Origin of the sequence: Janthinobacterium sp. 13 (genome assembly GCF_002749695.1) — a bacterium.
Taxonomy (GTDB): domain Bacteria; phylum Pseudomonadota; class Gammaproteobacteria; order Burkholderiales; family Burkholderiaceae_D; genus Janthinobacterium; species Janthinobacterium kumbetense.
Genome location: NZ_PEEQ01000001.1, coordinates 813,724 through 833,150, shown reverse-complemented (window position 1 = coordinate 833,150; position 19,427 = coordinate 813,724). Strand labels below are relative to the sequence as shown.

At 64.5% G+C, this 19,427-nt stretch carries 15 protein-coding genes; 9 read left to right on the top strand and 6 right to left on the bottom strand.

Translation table 11 applies throughout. The features are described 5' to 3' along the window. Positions 1-10 precede the first annotated feature (10 nt). The 5 genes from CLU94_RS03515 to CLU94_RS03495 form a co-directional block, all read right to left on the bottom strand. Positions 11-4,066: a Pls/PosA family non-ribosomal peptide synthetase gene (locus tag CLU94_RS03515; RefSeq protein ID WP_099664629.1), complete on the bottom strand. Its 4,056-nt coding sequence runs from the start codon at positions 4,064-4,066 to the stop codon at positions 11-13. Positions 4,067-4,214: 148 nt separating this feature from the next. Next, positions 4,215-4,922 carry an anaerobic ribonucleoside-triphosphate reductase activating protein gene (locus CLU94_RS03510; RefSeq protein WP_099664628.1) on the bottom strand — a complete coding sequence of 236 codons (708 nt, stop codon included), beginning with the start codon at positions 4,920-4,922 and terminating at the stop codon, positions 4,215-4,217. After that, positions 4,912-5,112: an anaerobic ribonucleoside-triphosphate reductase gene (gene nrdD / locus CLU94_RS03505; protein ID WP_092712624.1), complete on the bottom strand. Its 201-nt coding sequence runs from the start codon at positions 5,110-5,112 to the stop codon at positions 4,912-4,914. The genes CLU94_RS03510 and nrdD overlap by 11 nt, the downstream gene beginning before the upstream one ends. Continuing rightward, a complete protein-coding gene (locus tag CLU94_RS03500; RefSeq protein WP_099664627.1) occupies positions 5,109-6,857 on the bottom strand; it encodes a ribonucleoside triphosphate reductase in 1,749 nt (582 codons plus the stop codon). The genes nrdD and CLU94_RS03500 overlap by 4 nt, the downstream gene beginning before the upstream one ends. Positions 6,858-6,980: 123 nt before the next feature. Beyond that, positions 6,981-7,391: a hypothetical protein gene (locus CLU94_RS03495; protein WP_099664626.1), complete on the bottom strand. Its 411-nt coding sequence runs from the start codon at positions 7,389-7,391 to the stop codon at positions 6,981-6,983. 162 nt (positions 7,392-7,553) lie between these two features. Between CLU94_RS03495 and ubiU the strand changes: the two genes are divergently transcribed. From ubiU to ubiT, 3 genes are all read left to right on the top strand, one after another. Then, positions 7,554-8,591 (top strand): ubiquinone anaerobic biosynthesis protein UbiU, encoded by a 1,038-nt coding sequence (gene ubiU, locus CLU94_RS03490; RefSeq protein WP_441326506.1) that lies wholly within the window; start codon positions 7,554-7,556, stop codon positions 8,589-8,591. Positions 8,592-8,600: 9 nt separating this feature from the next. Further along, positions 8,601-9,497 carry a ubiquinone anaerobic biosynthesis protein UbiV gene (gene ubiV / locus CLU94_RS03485; protein WP_099668143.1) on the top strand — a complete coding sequence of 299 codons (897 nt, stop codon included), beginning with the start codon at positions 8,601-8,603 and terminating at the stop codon, positions 9,495-9,497. Positions 9,498-9,574: 77 nt separating this feature from the next. Further along, positions 9,575-10,057: a ubiquinone anaerobic biosynthesis accessory factor UbiT gene (gene ubiT, locus CLU94_RS03480; protein WP_180278580.1), complete on the top strand. Its 483-nt coding sequence runs from the start codon at positions 9,575-9,577 to the stop codon at positions 10,055-10,057. A gap of 33 nt (positions 10,058-10,090) precedes the next feature. Here ubiT and CLU94_RS03475 read toward each other — a convergent pair whose 3' ends face one another. Beyond that, a complete protein-coding gene (locus CLU94_RS03475) occupies positions 10,091-10,354 on the bottom strand; it encodes a heavy-metal-associated domain-containing protein (protein WP_077402408.1) in 264 nt (87 codons plus the stop codon). A gap of 248 nt (positions 10,355-10,602) precedes the next feature. Between CLU94_RS03475 and CLU94_RS03470 the strand changes: the two genes are divergently transcribed. From CLU94_RS03470 to CLU94_RS03445, 6 genes are all read left to right on the top strand, one after another. Next, positions 10,603-11,469, top strand: coding sequence for a substrate-binding periplasmic protein (locus tag CLU94_RS03470; RefSeq protein ID WP_099664624.1), 867 nt, complete (start codon positions 10,603-10,605; stop codon positions 11,467-11,469). 261 nt (positions 11,470-11,730) lie between these two features. Beyond that, on the top strand, positions 11,731-13,413 hold the full coding sequence (gene aspT / locus CLU94_RS03465) for an aspartate-alanine antiporter (protein ID WP_099664623.1): 1,683 nt from the start codon (positions 11,731-11,733) through the stop codon (positions 13,411-13,413). Positions 13,414-13,469: 56 nt separating this feature from the next. Beyond that, positions 13,470-15,158, top strand: a complete 1,689-nt coding sequence (gene aspT / locus CLU94_RS03460) for an aspartate-alanine antiporter (RefSeq protein WP_099664622.1) — start codon at positions 13,470-13,472, stop codon at positions 15,156-15,158. Between the two features lie 76 nt (positions 15,159-15,234). Next, positions 15,235-16,845 (top strand): bifunctional aspartate transaminase/aspartate 4-decarboxylase, encoded by a 1,611-nt coding sequence (locus tag CLU94_RS03455; RefSeq protein ID WP_099664621.1) that lies wholly within the window; start codon positions 15,235-15,237, stop codon positions 16,843-16,845. Positions 16,846-17,022: 177 nt separating this feature from the next. Next, entirely contained in the window at positions 17,023-18,447 is a 1,425-nt protein-coding gene (locus CLU94_RS03450; RefSeq protein ID WP_257218662.1) for a TolC family protein, read from the top strand. 2 nt (positions 18,448-18,449) lie between these two features. Further along, positions 18,450-19,424: an HlyD family secretion protein gene (locus tag CLU94_RS03445; protein WP_099664619.1), complete on the top strand. Its 975-nt coding sequence runs from the start codon at positions 18,450-18,452 to the stop codon at positions 19,422-19,424. Positions 19,425-19,427 lie beyond the last annotated feature (3 nt).

Sequence of the window (19,427 nt, the reverse complement as noted above, 5' to 3'; positions counted from 1 at the left end):
TCGACTGCGATCAGCTGCGCAGCGGCGCGGCCGGGCAGCCCGCCCAGTTGCTGCCGGCGGGGATATGCTCGCCCTTCATCACCAGGGTCAACGGTCCCAGGCGCGCATTGTCGCCCACCTTGGCGCTGTACAGCACGGAGCTGCGCGGACCCATGTAGACGCGCTGGCCGATTTCCACGTGGTCGATCTTCATCACGCGGTCTTCGAACAGATGCGTTTGCGGGCAGGTGAGGGCGTTCAATTCGCTGTAGTCGCCGATGTGCACGCAGTCAAATTCCGTGATGTCCGTCGTGTCCATGTAGACGCCGCGGCCGATCTTGCAGCCGAACAGGCGGAAGGCGAGAGGCAGCCACGGCGTGCCGCGCAAGTAGCGCATGAAGTTGGGCACGGCGATGCCTTCGTACAGATTCGTCACGCCTTCGGAAATCCACACGAACGGCGTCCACATGGGCGCCGCGTGCTTGCGGTAGCGTCCCAGCAGCAGCCACTTGAACAGCACCACCACCAAAAAATTGCCGATGCCGTAGGCCAGGCCGGCGATGGCCAGGTCGCCCACCACCTCGCCCCAGCGCCCGGCGCCCGCGATCGGCATCACGTCCAGCACCAGGGTATAGCCGACGGCGATCACCACCGCGTGCGGCGCGACGATGCGGAACGCTTCGATCAGGCTGCGGCCCAGGCGGCGCAACAGCGATGGCTTGAACGTCAGGTGCTCGGCAAAGCCGCTGACCTGTTCGCGCGCGGGCAGGTGCATGGGCGGGGAGCCCAGCCAAGTGTCGCCGCTATGCATCTGCTCATTGCGCGGCGCATGCGTGTGCACGCCGATCAGCACGTGTTCGGGCAGCACGGTGCCGTCCGGGATGTAGCTGCCGTTGCCGACAAAGCTGCGGTGCGAGATGACGGTGGGACGCATGGTCATCCAGCCGCCGTCGATCTGTTCGTCGCCCAGCATGACGGCGTCGGCGATGAAGGTGTCGTCGCCCAGGGTCAGCATGTCGGGCACCACGCCCAGCGCCGTGGAAATCTCGGCGCCCTTGCCCACCTTGGCGCCCAGCAGGCGGTACCAGTAGGGCGCGTAGACGGTGGCGTAAATCCCGTGCAGGACGTTCAGGCTCGATTCCTGGATATGGCTGACCAGCCACTTGGCGCAATAGATATTGCTGTGCACGGGCGAACTGCCCGGCTTCAAGCGGGGCAGCGCGCCCCAGCGGATGGCGGCCGACAGCAGTGCCGTCAGCACGATCAGCACGGCGCTGGCGGGGAAGGCCAGCAGGAAGTAGCGGGCCAGCTGGGTCGTCACGTCGCGTCCCTGCAGCCACGGCATCATTTCGCGCTCGTCGAACCAGTCGATCAGCACGAAGCTGGGGAAGACGGGCATGAAGAACAGCACGGCGATGAGGACCATGCCAAAGCAGAAGAACAGGGTTTCGCCCGTCAGGCGCAGGCGCGAGACGGCGGGGCGCGGCGGCTGGCTGGCCACGTCAAACGGGCCGATATCGCGCGCGGGCGAGCCAGTCCAGACCCTGCCGGCCGGTACCGAGGCGCCATCGGCCAGCGCCGATTGTCCCTCCAGGTGGCCAAACGCGCCCACGCTGGTATTGCCTTCCAGGATAGCGTAAGAGCTGATGCAGGCATCGTCGCCGATGCGGATCTGGCCCAGCAACAGGCGGCCCCGCTCGACCCTGGCGTTTTCAAAGTTGACGGCATTGCCCACGCTGACGTTGTCGCCGATGGCCAGCAGGTCAGGCGCGCGCAGGGTCATCGAGCCGATGACCACTTCCTTGCCCACCTTGGCGCCCAGCGCGCGCAGCCACCAGCTGTTCAGGGACGAGCCGCTGAGCAGGTAGGCGGGTGCCGATTCGACCAGGCGGTCTGCCAGCCACCAGCGGTAGTAGGTGATGCCCCACAGCGGATAGCTGCCCGGCTTCAGGCGCCCGGCGATCAGCCACTTGCCGGCAATCGCAATGGCAAATTCGGCCAGGGTCGCCAGCAGGAATACGCCGATCGAGGCGGCGATGGCGCGCGGCACCGTATCGCCCGTGTCGCCCGTGAAGAAGTGATAGGTGAAGAAGGGCGCCATCCACTGCGCCATGCGCAGGGTGACGAGGCCAGGCACGGCCGCCGCCTGCGCGGCGCCGCACAGCCAGCGCTTCCAGGTCGATGGCGGCGTCCATTCCGCTTCCGGGGTGGCCAGCGCAGGCGCTTCACCCAGCACGGCGGCGATCTTGCCGATCTGCCGGTTCTGGTAAATGTCGCGTACCGTCATGTGGGCGTAGGCCGGATCGGCGCGCAGGGCGGATGCGAGGCGCGCAGCCAGGAAGGAATGGCCACCGAGGTCGCTGAAAAAATCCAGCTGGCGCAAGATCGCCTGGCCAGGAAACAGCTTGGCCAGCGCCGCGAACAGGGCCGCTTCGGCCGGCGTTTCCGGCACGTCCGATTCGCCCGCCTCGCCTGCGGGCGGCGTGGCCAATGGCATGGCCTTTAATGCTTTCCGGTCGATCTTGCCGGAAGTGAGGCGCGGCATCAGCGGCAGCAATTCAAAGCGGCCCGGCACCATATACGGCGGCAAATGCAGGTTCAGGGCAGTGCGCAGGGTTTTCGCCGCCAGGGCGTCCTCGGGCGCCTCGTCGCTGCCGACGATATACGCCACCAGCTGGTCGATGCCGTCGTCCTTGCGCAGCAATACTGCCACCGTGCCCACGCCCGCCTGCTGCGCCAGCACGGCTTCGATCTCGCCCAGCTCCACGCGGAAGCCGCGAATTTTCACCTGGTCGTCGGCGCGGCCCAGGCACAGCACCTGGCCGTCCGCATCGATGCGCGCCAGGTCACCCGTGCGGTACAGGCGCGCGTCATCGTCGCTGGTCGCCCAGGGATTGGGCAGGAATTTTTCCACCGTCAGGTCGGGCCGGCCCAGGTAACCCTCGGCCAGGCCGGGGCCGATGATGCACAATTCTCCCGTCTCGCCGCGAGGCAGCAGGGCCAGGGGACGGTTTTCTCCCGCTTCGGCCACCTGCAGCACCAGCAAGCCATAGTTGGGCAGCGGCGTGCCGATGGTGACCGGTTCGCCGGGCCGCAGTCGCGCCAGGCTGCACGAGACGGTGGCTTCCGTGGGCCCGTAGGTGTTGAACATGGCGCGGCCCGGGCGCGACCAGCGTTCGACCAGCGACTCCGGGCACATCTCGCCGCCCAGATTGATCAGGCGCAGGCTCGGTACTTCTTCGGCGAACAGGGCCAGCAAGGTCGGTACGGCGTGCAGAACGGTGACCTTGTTCTCTGCCAGGGCGCGGGGCAAGGCTTCCGGGTCGCCCGAGATATCCTTGGGACCCAGCCACAGGGTGGCGCCCACTAGGTAGGCGATCCAGATTTCCTCGAACGACATGTCGAAGGCGACGGAAAAGCCCTGGTAGACGGTGTCGTCCTGCGTCACTTCCAGCACGGCGTTTTCGCTGCGCAGGAAGTGGCAGATGCTGCGTTGATTGATCAGGATGCCCTTCGGCTTGCCCGTGGAGCCGGACGTATAGATCACGTACGCCGGGTGTTCAGGCAGCACGGCGCCGCGCGCGGGCAGCGCTTCGCCCGGCGCGGCGGGGGCCAGCAGGCTTTCCGCTGTCCACACGGGGCGCTGGATGCCCGCATCAAGCAGGCGTGGCGCGAATTGCGCGCAGCTGACGACGCCCGCGCCATTGGCGTCATCGAGGCACACTTGCAGGCGCTCGACGGGCGTGTCTTCATCGACGGGCAGCCAGGCGGCGCCCGCCTTGGCGATGGCCGCCTGCATCAGCAGCAAATGGGCGCCGCGCGGCAGCCACAGGCCCACGATGTCGCCCGGCTTGACGCCGGCCGCCACCAGGCGCGACGCCGCCAGGCCCGCCTGGGCATCGAGCTCCGCATACGTGATGCGGCGCGCGCCATCGATCAGGGCGATTTGCTGCGGGCAGCGGCGGGCCGTCGCTTCCAGCAGGTCGGCCAGCACTTCTTCGCGCAGCAGATCCGGTCGCGGCGGGCCGTACAGGATGTCGGCATGGGTGGAAGGGGTGCCTGGGCTGACTGCGGTGAAATCGTTCATGGATGACGCTTATCTGTAATGCGGTGTGAGGAATCTGACGGGCTGCGCGTGGTACGCAGCACAGTTGATACATTACAGCACGCAAGACATTTCAGCGTTGCAGAACGGGGAATTTTGCGGGGCTTTCCGAAATAATGTGCTTGTCGGCTCAACTGCCATGATTACGGAATGTAAAACGGGGAAACATGGCGCCGATTTGCGCCACCGTGCGCACCGCCGGATAGCCGTGCAGGGGGCGTCCGGACAGGGCCGCATCCGCGCAGCCTTCGGCGCGAAATTGCTGCAGCACGTAGTTATCGACGCCTTTGGCGGCCAGGGTGGCGGCCAGGGCCAGCAGCTGGTCGTCCGGCAGCAGGTCCGGATGGGTGGTGGTGCGGCATTCGTAGGCGACGCCGCTGGCGAGGATGGCGTCCAGGCAGGCGCGCGCCGGGTCGCCGCTGCCGGCCACGCGGGTCACATGTCGATAGTCGGCAAACGGCGCCTTGATGTCGAAGCCCACCCAGTCGACCAGGGGCAGCACTTCCTGCAGGCGCTGCGGATAGATGCAGGCCGTGTGCAGGCCGATGCCGAAACCCAGTTCCCTGACGTTCTGCATGGCCCGTGCCAGGCCCGGATCCATGCACGCTTCGCCGCCGCTGAAGACGACGGCGTCGACCAGGCCCGTTCTGCGGCGCAGCCAGGTCAGGACGTCCTGCCACGGCATGGCGCCTTCCGGCATGCGCGCCTGCAGGTGCGGATTGTGGCAATAGCCGCAACGCCAGGGACAGCCCTGCACGAACACCACCGCCGCCAGCTTGCCGGGATAGTCGGTGGCGGAAAAGGGCGTCAGGCCGCCCACCTTCAATTCAGCCGCCATGGCAGGCGGGCTGGCCGACCCGGGCGCTCGCTTCCGTAAAATACTGGCGTTCGTGGAATTCGCCCTGCTTGCCGATGTTGAACGAGGCGACGGGGCGGTGGTAGCCCATCACGCGGGTCCAGATTTCGCAGCGCTGGCGTTCCGTATCGAGCAGGGTGATGGCGGGAGTGAAGTCGGGACGTGCATTCATGGCGTTTCCTCAAGTGATGGAGCAGGTTGGGCTTGCTTGCGGGCAATGAGCTCCGCATCGCAGGTGGGACAGAATTCATGCTTGCCGGCCAGGTAGCCGTGGCGCGGGCAGATGGAAAACGTGGGCGTGACGGTGATGTAGGGCAGCGAAAAGCGGCTCAGCGCGCGTTTTACCAGCTCGCGGCAGGCGTTGGCGTCGGACAGCGCTTCCGTCATGTACAGGTGCAGCACCGTGCCGCCCGTGTATTTGCGCTGCAGCACATCCTGTAATTCCAGCGCCTCGAACGGGTCGTCCGTGTGGCCGACGGGCAGTTGCGACGAATTCGTGTAATACGGGTTGTCGGCGGTGCCTGCCTGCAGGATGGCGGGAAAGCGCTTGCGGTCTTCGCGGGCGAAGCGGTAGGTCGTGCCTTCGGCCGGCGTCGCTTCCAGGTTGTACATATGGCCCGTCTCTTCCTGGAAGGCCACCATGCGGGCGCGCACGTGGTCGAGCAGGCGCACGGCCAGCGCGTGGCCTTCTGGCGTCGTGATGTCCCAGGCGTCGCTGCTGAAATTGCGGATCATCTCGTTGATGCCGTTCACGCCCAGGGTGGAAAAGTGGTTGCGCAGGGTGCCCAGATAGCGTTTCGTGTAGGGGAACAGGCCTTGCTGCATCAGGTCCTCGATGGTGCGGCGCTTGATTTCCAGGCTGGTCTTGCCCAGCTCCAGCAGACGCTCCAGGTCTGCCATCAAGGCTGGCTCGTCGCCGCGCCACAGGTGGCCCAGGCGCGCGCAATTGATCGTCACCACGCCCAGGGAACCCGTCTGCTCGGCGGAACCGAACAGGCCATTGCCCCGTTTCAGCAGTTCGCGCAAGTCCAGCTGCAAGCGGCAGCACATGGAGCGGATCATGTTCGGCTTGAGTTCCGAATTGATGAAATTCTGGAAGTAGGGCAGGCCGTAGCGGGCCGTCATTTCGAACAGGCGTTCGGCATTTTCGCTATGCCAGTCGAAATCCTCGGTGATGTTGTAGGTGGGGATGGGGAAGGTGAAGACGCGGCCCTTGGCGTCGCCCGCCATCATGATCTCGATGTAGGCGCGGTTGATCATGTCCATCTCGGCCTGCAGCTCGCCATAGCTGAAGTCCATCTCCTGGCCGGCGATGACGGGAATCTGCTCGCGCAGGTCGTCCGGGCAAACCCAGTCGAAGGTGAGGTTGGTGAACGGCGTCTGTGTGCCCCAGCGCGAGGGAACGTTGAGGTTGAAGATCAGTTCCTGCATGTACTGGCGCACGTCTTCGTAGCGCAGGCTGTCCTTGCGGATGTAGGGCGCCATGTAGGTGTCGAAGGAGCTGAACGCCTGCGCGCCGGCCCACTCGTTTTGCAGCGTGCCGAGAAAATTGACGATCTGGCCGATGGCGCTCGACATGTGTTTCGGCGGACCGGACTCGATCTTGCCCGGCACGCCATTCAAGCCTTCATGCAGCAGGGTGCGCAGCGACCAGCCGGCGCAATAGCCGGCCAGCATGTCGAGGTCGTGGATGTGCAGCGCCGCTTCGCGGTGCGCCGCGCCCACTTCCGGCGGATAGACCTGGTCCAGCCAGTAGTTGGCGATGACCTTGCCCGACACATTGAGTATCAGGCCGCCCAGCGAGTAACCCTGGTTGGCGTTGGCGTTGACACGCCAGTCGCGCCGGTCCAGGTATTCATTGATGGACGCGGCGACATCGACCTGGCCGCGTGTGGGGGAAACTGCATTCGTCGTCATGAAACCTCCAATAAACACAACATGCGGTGTTTTTATGGAGATTAATCACTAAATATAGTGGCGTCAAAGGGTGCGTGCAGTGGCGTGACGAATCCTTGATGCAGGTGAAAAAAGCGCCCTCGTTTACTTTTTCAGGCGGCCCTGGCGCAGGATGAAGGCGCTCGCGGCGAAGTAGGCGGCGCCGCAGACGGCGATGCTGAGGATGGAGGCGGGCAGCACGTGCGCCCAGATTTCCCGCGTCGAGAAGGTGCTCCAGCTGGCCACGCGCGCGTCGAACGTGACGTAATTGGCCAGCAGCCAGTAGACGGCCAGCAGTCCCGTGCAGGTGGCGGCCTGGCGCGTCACGGGCATGGCGCGGCGCGCGAAGACGGCTTGCAGGAACAGCAGCAGCACGCCCGGATACGCGCCCAGTACTTCGGGCGACAGCACGGAGAGCGCCTCGGCGTCGTAGCCTTCCGTGGGAGAGGCCCACTGCACCTGCAGCACGGTGAGGAACAGGGTGAGCAGGAAGATCAGCAGCGGTTTGCGGGGCATGGCGGGCAATCGAAGAGGGAGAAAAGGAGGGCATTTTACAGCCAGGTCAAGCAAGTTGAACGCGCGCCAGCCATGCATGCATTCCTTCACCTGCGTCAAGGACTGGGCAGCCTGGGCGGGGCTATAGTCTGCACCCTGAGCCGATACAGGACTGTGAACACCATGATGCTTGAATCAACCACCGCCACCCGCGTGGCCGGACCGCTGGAACTGGTCTGCCCCGCCGGCAGCCTGCCTGCCTTGAAAGCGGCCATCGACAATGGCGCCGACACCGTTTACCTGGGTTTTCGCGATGCCACCAATGCGCGCAATTTCGCCGGCCTCAATTTCGACGAGAAGGCCATCGCCGAGGGCGTGCGCTACGCCCACCAATATGGACGCAAGGTGCTGCTGGCGCTGAACACCTATCCGCAGCCGCACAACTGGGCCGTGTGGCGCAGCGCCATCGACCGCGCCGCCGATGCCGGCATCGATGCCATGATCGTGGCCGATCCGGGCTTGATGGCGTATGCGGCCCAGCACCACCCGCAGCTGCGCCTGCACCTGTCCGTGCAAGGTTCGGCCACCAACTACGAAGCCATCAATTTTTACCATGAACACTTCGGCATCGCCCGCGCCGTGCTGCCGCGCGTGTTGTCGATGGCGCAGGTGGAGCAACTGATCAGCAAGACGGAAGTCGAGATCGAAGTCTTCGGTTTCGGCAGCCTGTGCGTGATGGTCGAAGGGCGCTGCGCGCTGTCGTCGTATGCGACGGGCGAGGCGCCGAACACCCACGGCGTGTGCTCGCCGGCGAAATCCGTGCGCTGGCTGGAAACGCCGAACGGCCTCGAATCGCGCCTGAACGGCGTGCTGATCGACCGTTATGCGCCCGGCGAAAACGCCAGCTATCCCACCCTGTGCAAGGGGCGTTTCGAAGTCAACGACGAAGAGTATTACGCCATCGAGGAGCCGGCCAGCCTGAATACCCTGGCGCTGCTGCCGCAGCTGATCGCCATGGGCGTGCGCGCCGTGAAGATCGAAGGGCGCCAGCGCAGCCCCGCGTACGTGGCGCAGGTCACGCGCGTGTGGCGCGAAGCGATCGACGCCTGCCGCGAAGGCAATGCGCGCTACGCCGTCAAGCCGGGCTGGATGGCGGCCATGGACAAGCTGGCCGAAGGCCAGCAGCACACCTTGGGCGCCTACCATAGATCTTGGAAATAAAGGATGAACATGCTGAAGCTTTCACTTGGCCCTTTGCTGTACTACTGGCCGCGCGCCACCGTCTTCGAGTTTTACCAGCAGATCGCCGGTACCGCCGTCGATATCGTCTACCTGGGTGAGACCGTGTGCTCGCGCCGGCATGAGGTGCGCCTGGCCGACTGGCTCGATATCGCCGACATGCTGGCCGCCGCCGGCAAGGAAGTGGTGCTGTCGACGCAGGCGCTGATCGAGGCGGGCGCGGAACTGGCGACCCTGCGCCGCATCACGGGCAATGGCCGCTATTCGGTCGAGGCCAACGACATGGGCGCCGTGCACTGCATGGAAAAGGGCACGTCCTTCGTCGCCGGTCCCCATTTGAACCTGTTCAATGGCCCCAGCCTGCAATTGCTGGCGCGCCTGGGCGCGCGGCGCTGGGTGATGCCGCTGGAAATGGGGCAGACGGCGCTGGCCGAGATGCAGCGCCAGAAGCCGGAAGGGCTGGAGACGGAAGTCTTCGCCTACGGCCGCATGCCGCTGGCGTTTTCCGCGCGCTGCTTCACGGCGCGCAACCGCAACCTGCCGAAGGACGATTGCGGCTACAGCTGCCTGGAAGAGCCGGACGGCCTGTTGCTGCGCACGCGCGACGAAGTGCCCTTCCTCGTACTGAATGGCACGCAGACGCAGTCGGCGCTGGTCTACAACCTGGTGCGCGAACTCGACGCCATGCGCGACATGGGCGTGGCGGTGGCGCGCATCAGCCCCCAGGCCATGCATACGGAACAAGTCATCGCCATCTTCGACCGCGCCCGCCGCGGCCAGGTCAGCGGCATCGGCGCCCAGGCCCAGCTGGCGGCCTGCCAGCCGGCCGGCGCCTGCGACGGCTATTGGCACGGCCAGCCCGGCATGGAACAGCACGCCGCCCATTGAACGCCTCGAAAGGAAGCACCATGCAAGATCAACTGGAAAGATTGCCCGTCCCGGCCCCAAGCCCCGCCAGGCCGGGCATGAGCAAGCCCGCAGTGTCGTACCGGCTGCCCGAACCGCTGGCCGAATTGCTGTCCAAGCTGCCCCCGTATCCCGCCTCCTGGCTGTTCGTGCAGGGCTTGAACCGCCTGCTGGCGCCGCAATTGCCCGACGACGTGCGGGGCAGCCTGGAAGGGCGCAGCTTGCGCTTGCGGCTGCTGGACGCGGGCATCGCCTTCGATTTCGAGTGGCAGGGCACGGTGTTCGTGGCGGAGCGCTATGCGGACGTGCCGGACCTGTGCATCGCCGCCAGCGTGCATGATTTGATGCTGCTGGCGCGGCGCCAGGAAGATCCGGACACGCTGTTCTTCAGCCGCCGTTTGAGCCTGGAAGGCGACACGGAACTGGGCTTGCTGTTCAAGAATACGCTCGATGCCATCGAGTTGCCGCCATTCGACCTGCAGGCGCTGGGACCGCGCCGCGTGTTGGCGCATCTGCGCGACCGGGGCGCGCGCGAAGGCTGAGCGAAGAAAGGGAGGGCGGGCGCTCAGTGGCGTTCAGTGGCGGCAGTGGCCGCAGGCGCCGCTGCACGAGGCCAGCTGTTCTTCATCCGTCGCCTCGCCCATGAAGCCGGCGTCGTTGACGGCGGCCAGCAGGCGTTCCTGCGTGGCCAGCCGTTCGTCGAACTGCACCGTGGCGCCGTGGCGCGCCAGCGAGACGCACACGGTGGCCACGCCCGTGACGGCTTCGAGCGCGCCCGTCAGCCTGTCGGCGCAGCCTTCATGATCCATTCCGATAATATTCAAGCGTGCTGTCTGCATGGGTTCCTCTTGTTTTTCAGATAAAAAAACAGCGTAGGCGAGCCATGCGCATGCCGTCCAGAGCAGCACGCAAGATTTATTTTGTATTTGCGGTTTTATTGATCTGGATTAATCCCCAGCCCTGCGGGTCACCTTGAAAGTGCTGTTGTTTTGTACACAGTTGCCGTATTCCAGTCGACAAGCGTGCCCTGCTGCGCGATACTGTCATTCTGATAAGAACGCTATGACAGCGCTGGAAAGGAGGGGCTATGCAGCGCCGCCCCCTGCTCAAGCTTGCCGCCCTGTGGCCGTTGGGTGCGGCCGCCGGCGCGGTGCCGCCGCTGCCGCTCGTGTATCCGCGCCACCAGGCGCTCGATGATCCGCAGCAAGGCTATGTGACGGCCTTGCTGCAACAGGCGCTGGCCAGGTCGGGCCAGGCGTATGCCTTGCGCCGCTCCGAACTGCGCATGGTGCAGACGCGCGCGATGCAGGAAATTGCCACGGCGTCGGGCGGTGTCGACGTCGTCTGGGCCATGACGAGCCGCGCGCGCGAAACGCAATTGTTGCCGGTGCGCATCCCCATCGACCGCGGCCTGATCGGCTGGCGCGTGGCCCTGATCCAGGCCCGCCAGCCGCAACTGCTGCGCGGCGTGCGCAGCATCGCCGCCCTGGCGCGGCTGTCGGCCGGCCAGATGCGCGACTGGCCCGACTCCGCCATCCTGCAGGCGAATGGCTTGCGCCTCGATACCTCGAGTACCTACGAAGGCCTGTTCCAGCAACTGGCGGCAGGGCGCATCGATTACTTTCCCCGTTCCGTGATCGAGGCGCAAAGCGAACTGGCCAGCCATGCGCACTTGCCGCTGGCGCTCGACGCCCACCTCGTCATCCGCTACCCGGCCGCGCTGTACTTCTTTGTCGGCAAGCACAGGCCGGAACTGGCACGCCACATTGAAAGGGGATTGGAAAGCATGCTTGCCGATGGCAGTTTCGCGCAGCTGTTCCAGCGCCATTTCGGCCGCCTCGCGGACGGCCTGCAGCTGTCCCGGCGCCACGTGCTGGAACTGGCCAATCCCGACTTGCCCGAGGAGACGCCGCTGGCGCGCAAGGCACTTTGGTATCGTCCCAAACATTACTAATAATCTTATTGATCAATGTCAAACAGTGGCTTCAATCGTGCGCCCGATGTTTGATGAAGCGCAAAGCGAGTTCAATAGAACACCTGTTGACACTTATTAAATTTTCGCCGAACATAATTCCACGTTGCAACTTTTTCCCAGCACAAGCGCTTGCCGCAGGTGTCGTGCGGGAACCGTGCGCCCGTTCCACAGCCAGCTGCCGCCAGCCGCCGAACGCGCTGTCCCCTTGTCACCATCCGTTATCTTTTCGAAGGTTCGTCCATGCTCGATTCGATCACGTCCGTATTGCACCAGGTGCCGGAACTGGCCCTGTTCCTGGCGCTGGCGCTCGGTTACGCGGCAGGGCAGATACGCTTCGGCCCCATCCAGCTGGGCGGCGTGTGCGGCACCCTGGTCGCCGCGCTGCTGATCGGCCAGCTGGGCATCACCCTGGACGCCAGCGTCAAGAATGTCTTCTTCATGCTGTTCATCTTTGCCCTCGGCTATGCGGGCGGTCCCCAGTTCTTTGCCAACCTGAATGCCAAGGGTTTGCGCCTGGGCCTGCTGTGCCTGATCGAAGTGGTGGTGGTGCTGGCGCTGGTGCTGCTGGCCACGCGCTTCCTGGGCCTGGACCAGGGCACGGCGGCCGGCATGATGGCGGGCGCGGCGACGGAATCGGCCGTCGTCGGCACGGCCACGGACGCCATTTCGAAGCTGGCGCTGCCGGCCGCCCGCATCGCCGAGCTGCAGGCCAACGTCGTCACCGCGTATTCCATCACGTACATTTTTGGCCTGATCGCCATCGTCATCGTCACCAGCCAGATTTTTCCGCTGTTGCTGCGCGTCAACCTGCGCGAGGAAGCCGATAAGTTGTGGGAAAAGATGGGCGGCGCGCAGACCGACGGCGATGGCGTGCAGGCCACGCCGGAGATGGTGGGGCGCGCCTACCGCATCAGCCGCGGCGCGGGACGCCGCCTCGACGCCTTGCAGCATATCTTTGCGGGCCGCGCCAGCATCACGCGCGTGCGCCGGCATGGCAAGGTCTTGCCCTTGGAACCGGCATTGCGCTTGCGCAATAACGACGAAGTGCTGGTGATCGGCCACCGTCCCGCGCTGGTGGCGGCCGAAGCCATCCTGGGCGAGGAATTTGCCGACACGACGGGTTTGAACATGGCCGTCTCGGCCGTCGAAGTGGTGCTGCAGCAAGCCGCGCTGGTGGGCCAGCCCTTGCGCCAGCTGGCCTTGCCCTCCGGCGTGCACGTGGCGGCCGTCGTGCGTGGCGAGCACAGCATGCCGCCCTTGCCGGACCTGGCCCTGCAGCGCGACGACGTGCTGCGCCTGTACGGCACGACGGAAGGGCGCGAGCTGAACACGGCGCTGGCCGCCATCGGCAAGCGCGTGCCCACGGGCGACCGCAGCAATATCGTCTACGCCAGCATCGGCATCGTGCTGGGCGTGTATATCGGCGGCTTTAGTGCCAAGCTGGGCGGCATCCCGTTTTCGCTGGGCACGGGCGGCGGCGCCTTGCTGACGGGCCTCGTGTTCGGCTGGTACCAGGCGCGCAAGCCGGGCATGCAGGGCATCCCCTCCAGCGCGCTCGACATGATGAAGGATATCGGCCTGGCCACCTTCATCGCCTGCGTGGGCCTGGCGTCGGGGCCGCAGGCGATCGATTTGATCCGCCAGTACGGCCTGTCCTTGCCGCTGATGGGGGTATTGATCGCCGTCATCCCCGCCTCGTTGTCGCTGCTGGTAGGCCACTTTTTCCTCAAGCTGGAAGCGCCCGTGCTGCTGGGCGCCATTGCCGGCCAGCAGTGCAGCACGCCGGCCCTGTCGGCCGTGCAGAATGCGGCCGGCAATTCCACGCCCTTGCTGGGCTACACGATCACCTATGCCATCTCGAACGTGGTGCTGCCCCTGCTGGGGCCGCTGATCGTGGCCCTGGCAGGGTCGGTGCACGCATGAGCAGCCAGCAAGGGCAAACGCAGTAAAGAATTCCTTCAACACGAAAGGCGGTCCGCATGGAATGGTTGCATGAGTTATTCAAGAAGTCGCCTGAAATTGCCTTGTTTCTCTCCCTGGCAGTGGGTTACTACATCGGCAAGATCAAGTTCGGCTCGTTTCAGCTGGGCGGGGTCGCCGGTTCACTCCTGGTGGCGGTGCTCGTCAGCCAGGTGGGCGTCGCCATCGATCCCGGCGTGAAATCGGTGCTGTTCGCGCTGTTCATCTACGCCGTTGGCTATGAAAGCGGGCCGCAATTCTTCAATTCCCTGGGCCGCCAGTCGGTGCGCGAAATCATCCTGGCCGTCGTGCTGGCCGTGACGGCGCTGCTGACGGTGGTCATCCTGGCCAAGGTCTTTGGCCTGGACAAGGGCCTGGCGGCCGGCGTGGCGGCGGGCGGCTTGACGCAGTCGGCCATCATCGGCACGGCCGGCGACGCGATCACCAAGCTGGGCCTGGCGGCCGACGAAGTGGCGCGCCTGCAGGGCAACGTGGCCGTCGGCTATGCCGTGACGTATGTGTTCGGCTCGTTTGGCGCCATCATCGTCTGCGTCAATATCTTGCCCAAGCTCATGGGACGCACCATCCGCGAAGATGCCATCAAGGCGGAAACGGCGCTGCAGGCGGGCGTGCAAGTGCTGGGGCCGGGCCAGACGCCGGCTGCGCCCGACCTCATCGGCCGCATCTACGACGTGGGTCCGGGCGCCGGGCGCTCCGTGGCGGACATCGAAAGCGCCCATCCGAGCACGGCCATCACCATCGAGCGCGTGAAACGCAATGGCCAGATCATCGACGTCAGCCCGGACCTGGTGCTGGCGGCCGACGATATCGTGCTGCTGGTGGGCCGCCGCGAAGCCATGCTCAGCGTGTCTTCCCAGCTGGGCAAGGAATTGCTGGCAGTCGAAGGCATGGAACTGGTGATGCAGCGCCGCGACATGGTGCTGACGAACAAGGCTTACCACAACAAGACGGTGGGCGAAATCCGCAGCGCGACGGCGCCGGGCGTGCGCCACGGCATCTTTGTCGTGCAACTGAGCCGCATGGGCAAGATTCTGCCCATGCAAGCGGAAACCGTCGTGCAGACGGGCGATGTGGTGACCATCTATGGCGCCGAGCAGGACGTCAAGCGCGTGGCGGCCGAAGTGGGCTACATGATCGTGCCGAGCGCCAAGACGGACTTCGTCTACATGGGCGCCGGCCTCGTCGTCGGGCTGCTCGTGGGCTTGCTGGTGGCGCGCATCGGCTCGATTCCGCTGACGCTGGGCAGCGGCGGCGGCGTGCTGCTGTCGGGCCTGGTATTCGGCTGGTTCCGCGCCAAGCGCCAGACGTTTGGCTACATGCCCAGCGGCGCCGTGCAAATCCTGAAAGACCTGGGCCTGGCCGGCTTCGTTGCCGTCGTCGGCCTCACGTCCGGCCTGCAAGCCGTGCAAACCGTGCGCGAACACGGCCTGACCCTGTTTGGCGTGGGCGTGGTGGTGACCATCCTGCCGATGATCTTGACCATGCTGATCGGCCGCTACATCTTGCGTTATGACAACGTCGCCATCTTCGCGGGCGCCTTGTCCGGCTCGCGCAGCGCCAATCCCGCGTTCGGCGAAGTGCTGAACGCGGCGCAAAACTCGATTCCCACCGTACCGTTTGCCATCACGTATGCCCTGGCCAACGTTTTCCTGACCTTGCTGGGGCCGCTGATCGTGGCCTTCGTCTGAGTCGGGCGTATTTGCAGGACCTAAGCCGCCTGTGCGGGGCTTTTCCCATATTGTCAGTTGATAAGGAGTCGTTGAAATGGATTTCAGTAACCCAAGCAAACTCGCGCTGTTGAGCCCCTTCGAATTGAAGGATGCGCTGATCCAGACGGCCAAGCAAAGCAACCGTCTGATGCTCAATGCGGGCCGCGGCAACCCGAATTTCCTGGCCACCACGCCGCGCCACGGCTTCTTCCAGTTCGGCCAGTTCGCCATGACGGAAGCGGAACGTTCCTATGTGTACATGGATGACGTGGGCGGCTTCCCCACGCGCGACGGCATCGAGGCGCGCTTCGAAATCTTCGTGCGCAAGCATGAAGGCAACCCCGGCGTGCATTTCATCGAGGCAGCCATGTCGTATGTGCGCGACCAGCTGGGCCTGGACGCGGGCGACTTCATCTATGAGATGTGCGAAGCCATTCTCGGTTGCAACTATCCCGTGCCGGACCGCATGCTGCGCCTGTCCGAGAAAATCGTCGGCCAGTATATTCACCGCGAAATGATCGGCGACCATCCCTTCGTCGGCAACTTCGACATGTACGCCGTCGAAGGGGGCACGGCGGCCATGACGTATCTGTTCGCCAGCCTGAAATCGAACCACATCATCCAGGAAGGCGACACGATTGCCCTGGGCATGCCGATCTTCACGCCGTACATCGAGATTCCCCAGCTCAATGATTACAAGCTGAACACCGTGCATATTGATGCGCCTCAATCGAACAATTGGCAATTCACAAAGAAAGAGCTGGACAAGCTGCTGGACCCGAAAGTCAAGGCCTTCTTCCTCGTCAATCCCAGCAATCCGCCATCCGTCAAGATCGACGATGACACACTGGAATACATTGCCAAGATCATCAAGAAGCGCCCGGACCTGATCATCCTGACCGATGACGTGTACGGCACGTTTGCCGACAACTTCGTCTCGCTGTTCGCCATGTGCCCGTACAACACCATCCTCGTGTATTCGTTCTCGAAATACTTCGGCGCGACGGGCTGGCGCATGGGCGTGGTGGCCACGCATGAAAAAAATGTACTCGACGACAAGATTGCCAAGTTGCCGGAAACCATCAAGAAGCAGCTGGACGCGCGCTATCACTCGATCACGACGGAGCCGCGCGAGCTGAAATTCATCGACCGCCTGGTAGCCGACAGCCGCACGGTGGCGCTGAACCATACGGCCGGCCTGTCCACGCCCGTGCAGGCGCAGATGACCTTGTTCTCCCTGTTCTCGCTGATGGATGAAGAGCAAAAGTACAAGCAGTCGATGAAGCGTATCGTGCTGCGCCGCAAGGAAGCGCTGTACCGAGAACTGGGCTTGCCGATGGTGCACGACGCCAATTCCGTGCGCTACTACCACCTGCTGGACATGGAATCGCTGGCCGCGCAGATGCACGGCGTGGAGTTTTCGCAGTGGCTGCTGAAAAAGCTCAAACCGAACGAAGCGCTGTTCCGCCTGGCCGAGGAAACGGGCGTCATCCTGTTGCCTGGCCGCGGCTTCGGCACCACGCACCCGTCCGGCCGCGTGTCGCTGGCCAACCTGAACGAATACGACTACGCCAACATCGGCCGCGCCATCCGCAACATGGCGTCCGAGTTCTTTGCCGTATTTGAAAAGGAAAAGGAGAAGGGCGGCAAGAAGGCGAAGAAGTAATTCGCCGGGTAGCTGCTTGAGCTCAACGGGCGCCCCGCAAGAGGCGCCCGTTTTTATGTGTCGGCTCCGGTAACCAATAGTGCAGGCTGGAATAGACATCCGTAGATATAATTGCTATTGTGAAAGTATAAACATGGCAACCCCGTGCTTTCCCCTCATTCATTGACTGGACGCTACATGGGCAGATTGCAAGGACACTTATCATTATTGCTGGCGGGCGCGCTGGGCGCGGCCATGCCCGCCCTGGCGCAGTTGCCGGCCGGCGCGCCGCTGACATTCAACGAGGCGCTGCAGCAAGCGGCCAAGGCTTCAGGCGCCGTGCAGGGCGCCGCGCTCGACGTGCGCGCGAAAACACTGAAGGCGGAAGCCTTGTCGAATATCGATGGCCCTTCCGTGGACTTGACGGCGTTTCGCGGCCGTTTGTCGACGGATTTGAGCATCGACACGAGCGGCTTGTCCGGCGTGGTGGGCGGCATCGAATCCGTGCTGCCGCCCATTCCCGGCTTGCCCACGCCGCACATTCCCAATTCCCTCAACCGCGAAGTGGTGACGGATCTGACCTCGTTCGGCTTGCTGGGCATGTGGCCCATCTACACGGGCGGGCGCCTGGACGCCGTCAAGGGGCTCGCATCGAGCCTGACCCTGGCCGCGCAGGCGGAGCGCACGGAAGCGGAAGAGCAACTGGCCACCCTGGTGGCGCAGCGCTATTTTCAGTTGCTGCTGGCCAAGAGAGTGGTGGCCGTGCGGGCCGAAGTGACGGCCGGCGTGACGCAGCACCAGCGCGATGCGGCCAAGCTGGAAAAGGGCGGCCTGATTTCGCGCGCGGAACGCTTGCGCGCCGACGTGGCCCTGGACAGCGCCCGCAGCGACGAAGCGCAGGCGCGCAGCGACGAGGAAATCGCCCAGGTGGCGCTTGATCGTTTGCTCGCCGTCAATACGCAAGTGCGCCCCAGCACGCCGCTGTTCGTCAATAGCTTGCCGGTTGGCACCTTGCAATCGTTCATCAGCACGGGCATGCGCGAAAATGCGAACTGGAAAAAGATCGACAGCAAGCGCGTGCAGGCCGAGCAAGCCTTGAAGCTGCATGGCAAGGAATACGCACCTACCGTGTTTGCCATCGGTAACTACAATTTGAACCGCGGCAATGAAAAGCTCGTGCGCTCGAACTGGGCCGTCGGCCTGGTCGTGTCCGTGCCCCTCGTGCACCGCATCAATACGGGCAAGATGATCGCCGCCGCCAAGCTGGACCAGGAGCGGGTGGAAGTGGTGGCGCGCCAGGCCGAGCGCGACATTCCCACCCTGATCGAAAAGAATTGGCGCGCGCTGGAAAACGCCCGTATCCAGTACCTGTCCACGGCCTCGTCGGTAGAGCTGGCGCGCGAAAATATCCGCCTGCAAACCGTGGCTTTCCAGCAAGGGCAAGTGACGTCGCTGGAGGTGGTCGACGCGCGCCTGAACCTGGCAAAGGTGGAAACCCAGCGCGCGCAGACGGCCTATAACTATGTGATGGGGCTGGCGCAATTGCTGGAAGCGACGGGCGAGACGCAGCGCCTGGGCAGCCTGGCCGCCGCGGCCGATATCCAATTACCTGTGGACAAATAATAATGAGCACCTCCAAAAAAACCTTGGCCATAGTCGCCACCGTCATTGTCCTGGCCTTCGTGGGCTGGGGCTTGTACCAGGCCTTCCAGCCGCAGCGCCTGCCATTGCAGGGACAGATGGATGCGCAGGAAGTCAATGTCTCGTCGAAAGTGCCGGGCCGGGTGGGCGAGCTGTACGTCAAGCTGGGCCAGACGGTGCCGAAAGGTGAGCTGCTGTTCCAGCTGACGAGCCCGGAAGTGGATGCGAAGATCGCGCAAGCGACGGCCGCCACGCAAGCGGCCGAAGCCGTGGCGCACAAGGCGCAAGCGGGAGCGCGTCCGGAAGAAATTGCGGCTGCGAAAGCGAACTGGGAGCGGGCGCAAACGGGGGCCACCATCGCCAAGACCACGTATACCCGCGTCAACAATATGTTCGAGCAAGGCGTGATTGCCCAGCAGAAACGTGACGAGGCGCAAGCGCAATGGCGCGCCGCCGACCAGCTGGCCCAAGCGGCTCGCGCCCAGTTTGACATGGCGCAAAAGGGCGCCCGTCCCGAAGACAAGACGGCTGCCGCCGCCCAGGCGCGCCAGGTGGGCGCCGTGCTGACGGAAGCGCAGATCGCGCTGGCCGAGACGAAGATTGCCGCGCCGGTGGCGGGCCAGGTCAGCAAGATCCAGATCCAGCCTGGCGAACTGGCGCCGCAAGGTTTCCCCGTGATTACCCTGGTGAACCTCGATGACGCCTGGGCCGTGCTGCAAGTGCGCGAAGATGAAATGGCGGCGTTTTCCATGGGCAGCACGCACACGGCGAACGTGCCGGCCTTGAAACAGCAACTGAGCTTCAAGGTCAGCTCGGTCGCCGTGCTGCCGGACTTCGCCACGTGGCGCGCGGCCCGTCCGGGCGGCACGGACTTGCGCACGTTTGAAATCCGCCTGCGTCCCGCCATCAAGGTCGAAGGCTTGCGTCCGGGCATGTCGGTCGTGTTCCCGCCGCTCTGATAG

Excerpts from the sequence above, each read along its gene's own strand:
- CLU94_RS03515 (WP_099664629.1), bottom strand. The coding sequence starts at position 4,066 with ATGAACGATTTCACCGCAGTCAGCCCAGGCACCCCTTCCACCCATGCC.
- CLU94_RS03510 (WP_099664628.1), bottom strand. The coding sequence starts at position 4,922 with ATGGCGGCTGAATTGAAGGTGGGCGGCCTGACGCCCTTTTCCGCCACC.
- nrdD (WP_092712624.1), bottom strand. The coding sequence starts at position 5,112 with ATGAATGCACGTCCCGACTTCACTCCCGCCATCACCCTGCTCGATACG.
- CLU94_RS03500 (WP_099664627.1), bottom strand. The coding sequence starts at position 6,857 with ATGACGACGAATGCAGTTTCCCCCACACGCGGCCAGGTCGATGTCGCC.
- CLU94_RS03495 (WP_099664626.1), bottom strand. The coding sequence starts at position 7,391 with ATGCCCCGCAAACCGCTGCTGATCTTCCTGCTCACCCTGTTCCTCACC.
- ubiU (WP_441326506.1), top strand. The coding sequence starts at position 7,554 with ATGATGCTTGAATCAACCACCGCCACCCGCGTGGCCGGACCGCTGGAA.
- ubiV (WP_099668143.1), top strand. The coding sequence starts at position 8,601 with ATGCTGAAGCTTTCACTTGGCCCTTTGCTGTACTACTGGCCGCGCGCC.
- ubiT (WP_180278580.1), top strand. The coding sequence starts at position 9,575 with ATGAGCAAGCCCGCAGTGTCGTACCGGCTGCCCGAACCGCTGGCCGAA.
- CLU94_RS03475 (WP_077402408.1), bottom strand. The coding sequence starts at position 10,354 with ATGCAGACAGCACGCTTGAATATTATCGGAATGGATCATGAAGGCTGC.
- CLU94_RS03470 (WP_099664624.1), top strand. The coding sequence starts at position 10,603 with ATGCAGCGCCGCCCCCTGCTCAAGCTTGCCGCCCTGTGGCCGTTGGGT.
- aspT (WP_099664623.1), top strand. The coding sequence starts at position 11,731 with ATGCTCGATTCGATCACGTCCGTATTGCACCAGGTGCCGGAACTGGCC.
- aspT (WP_099664622.1), top strand. The coding sequence starts at position 13,470 with ATGGAATGGTTGCATGAGTTATTCAAGAAGTCGCCTGAAATTGCCTTG.
- CLU94_RS03455 (WP_099664621.1), top strand. The coding sequence starts at position 15,235 with ATGGATTTCAGTAACCCAAGCAAACTCGCGCTGTTGAGCCCCTTCGAA.
- CLU94_RS03450 (WP_257218662.1), top strand. The coding sequence starts at position 17,023 with ATGGGCAGATTGCAAGGACACTTATCATTATTGCTGGCGGGCGCGCTG.
- CLU94_RS03445 (WP_099664619.1), top strand. The coding sequence starts at position 18,450 with ATGAGCACCTCCAAAAAAACCTTGGCCATAGTCGCCACCGTCATTGTC.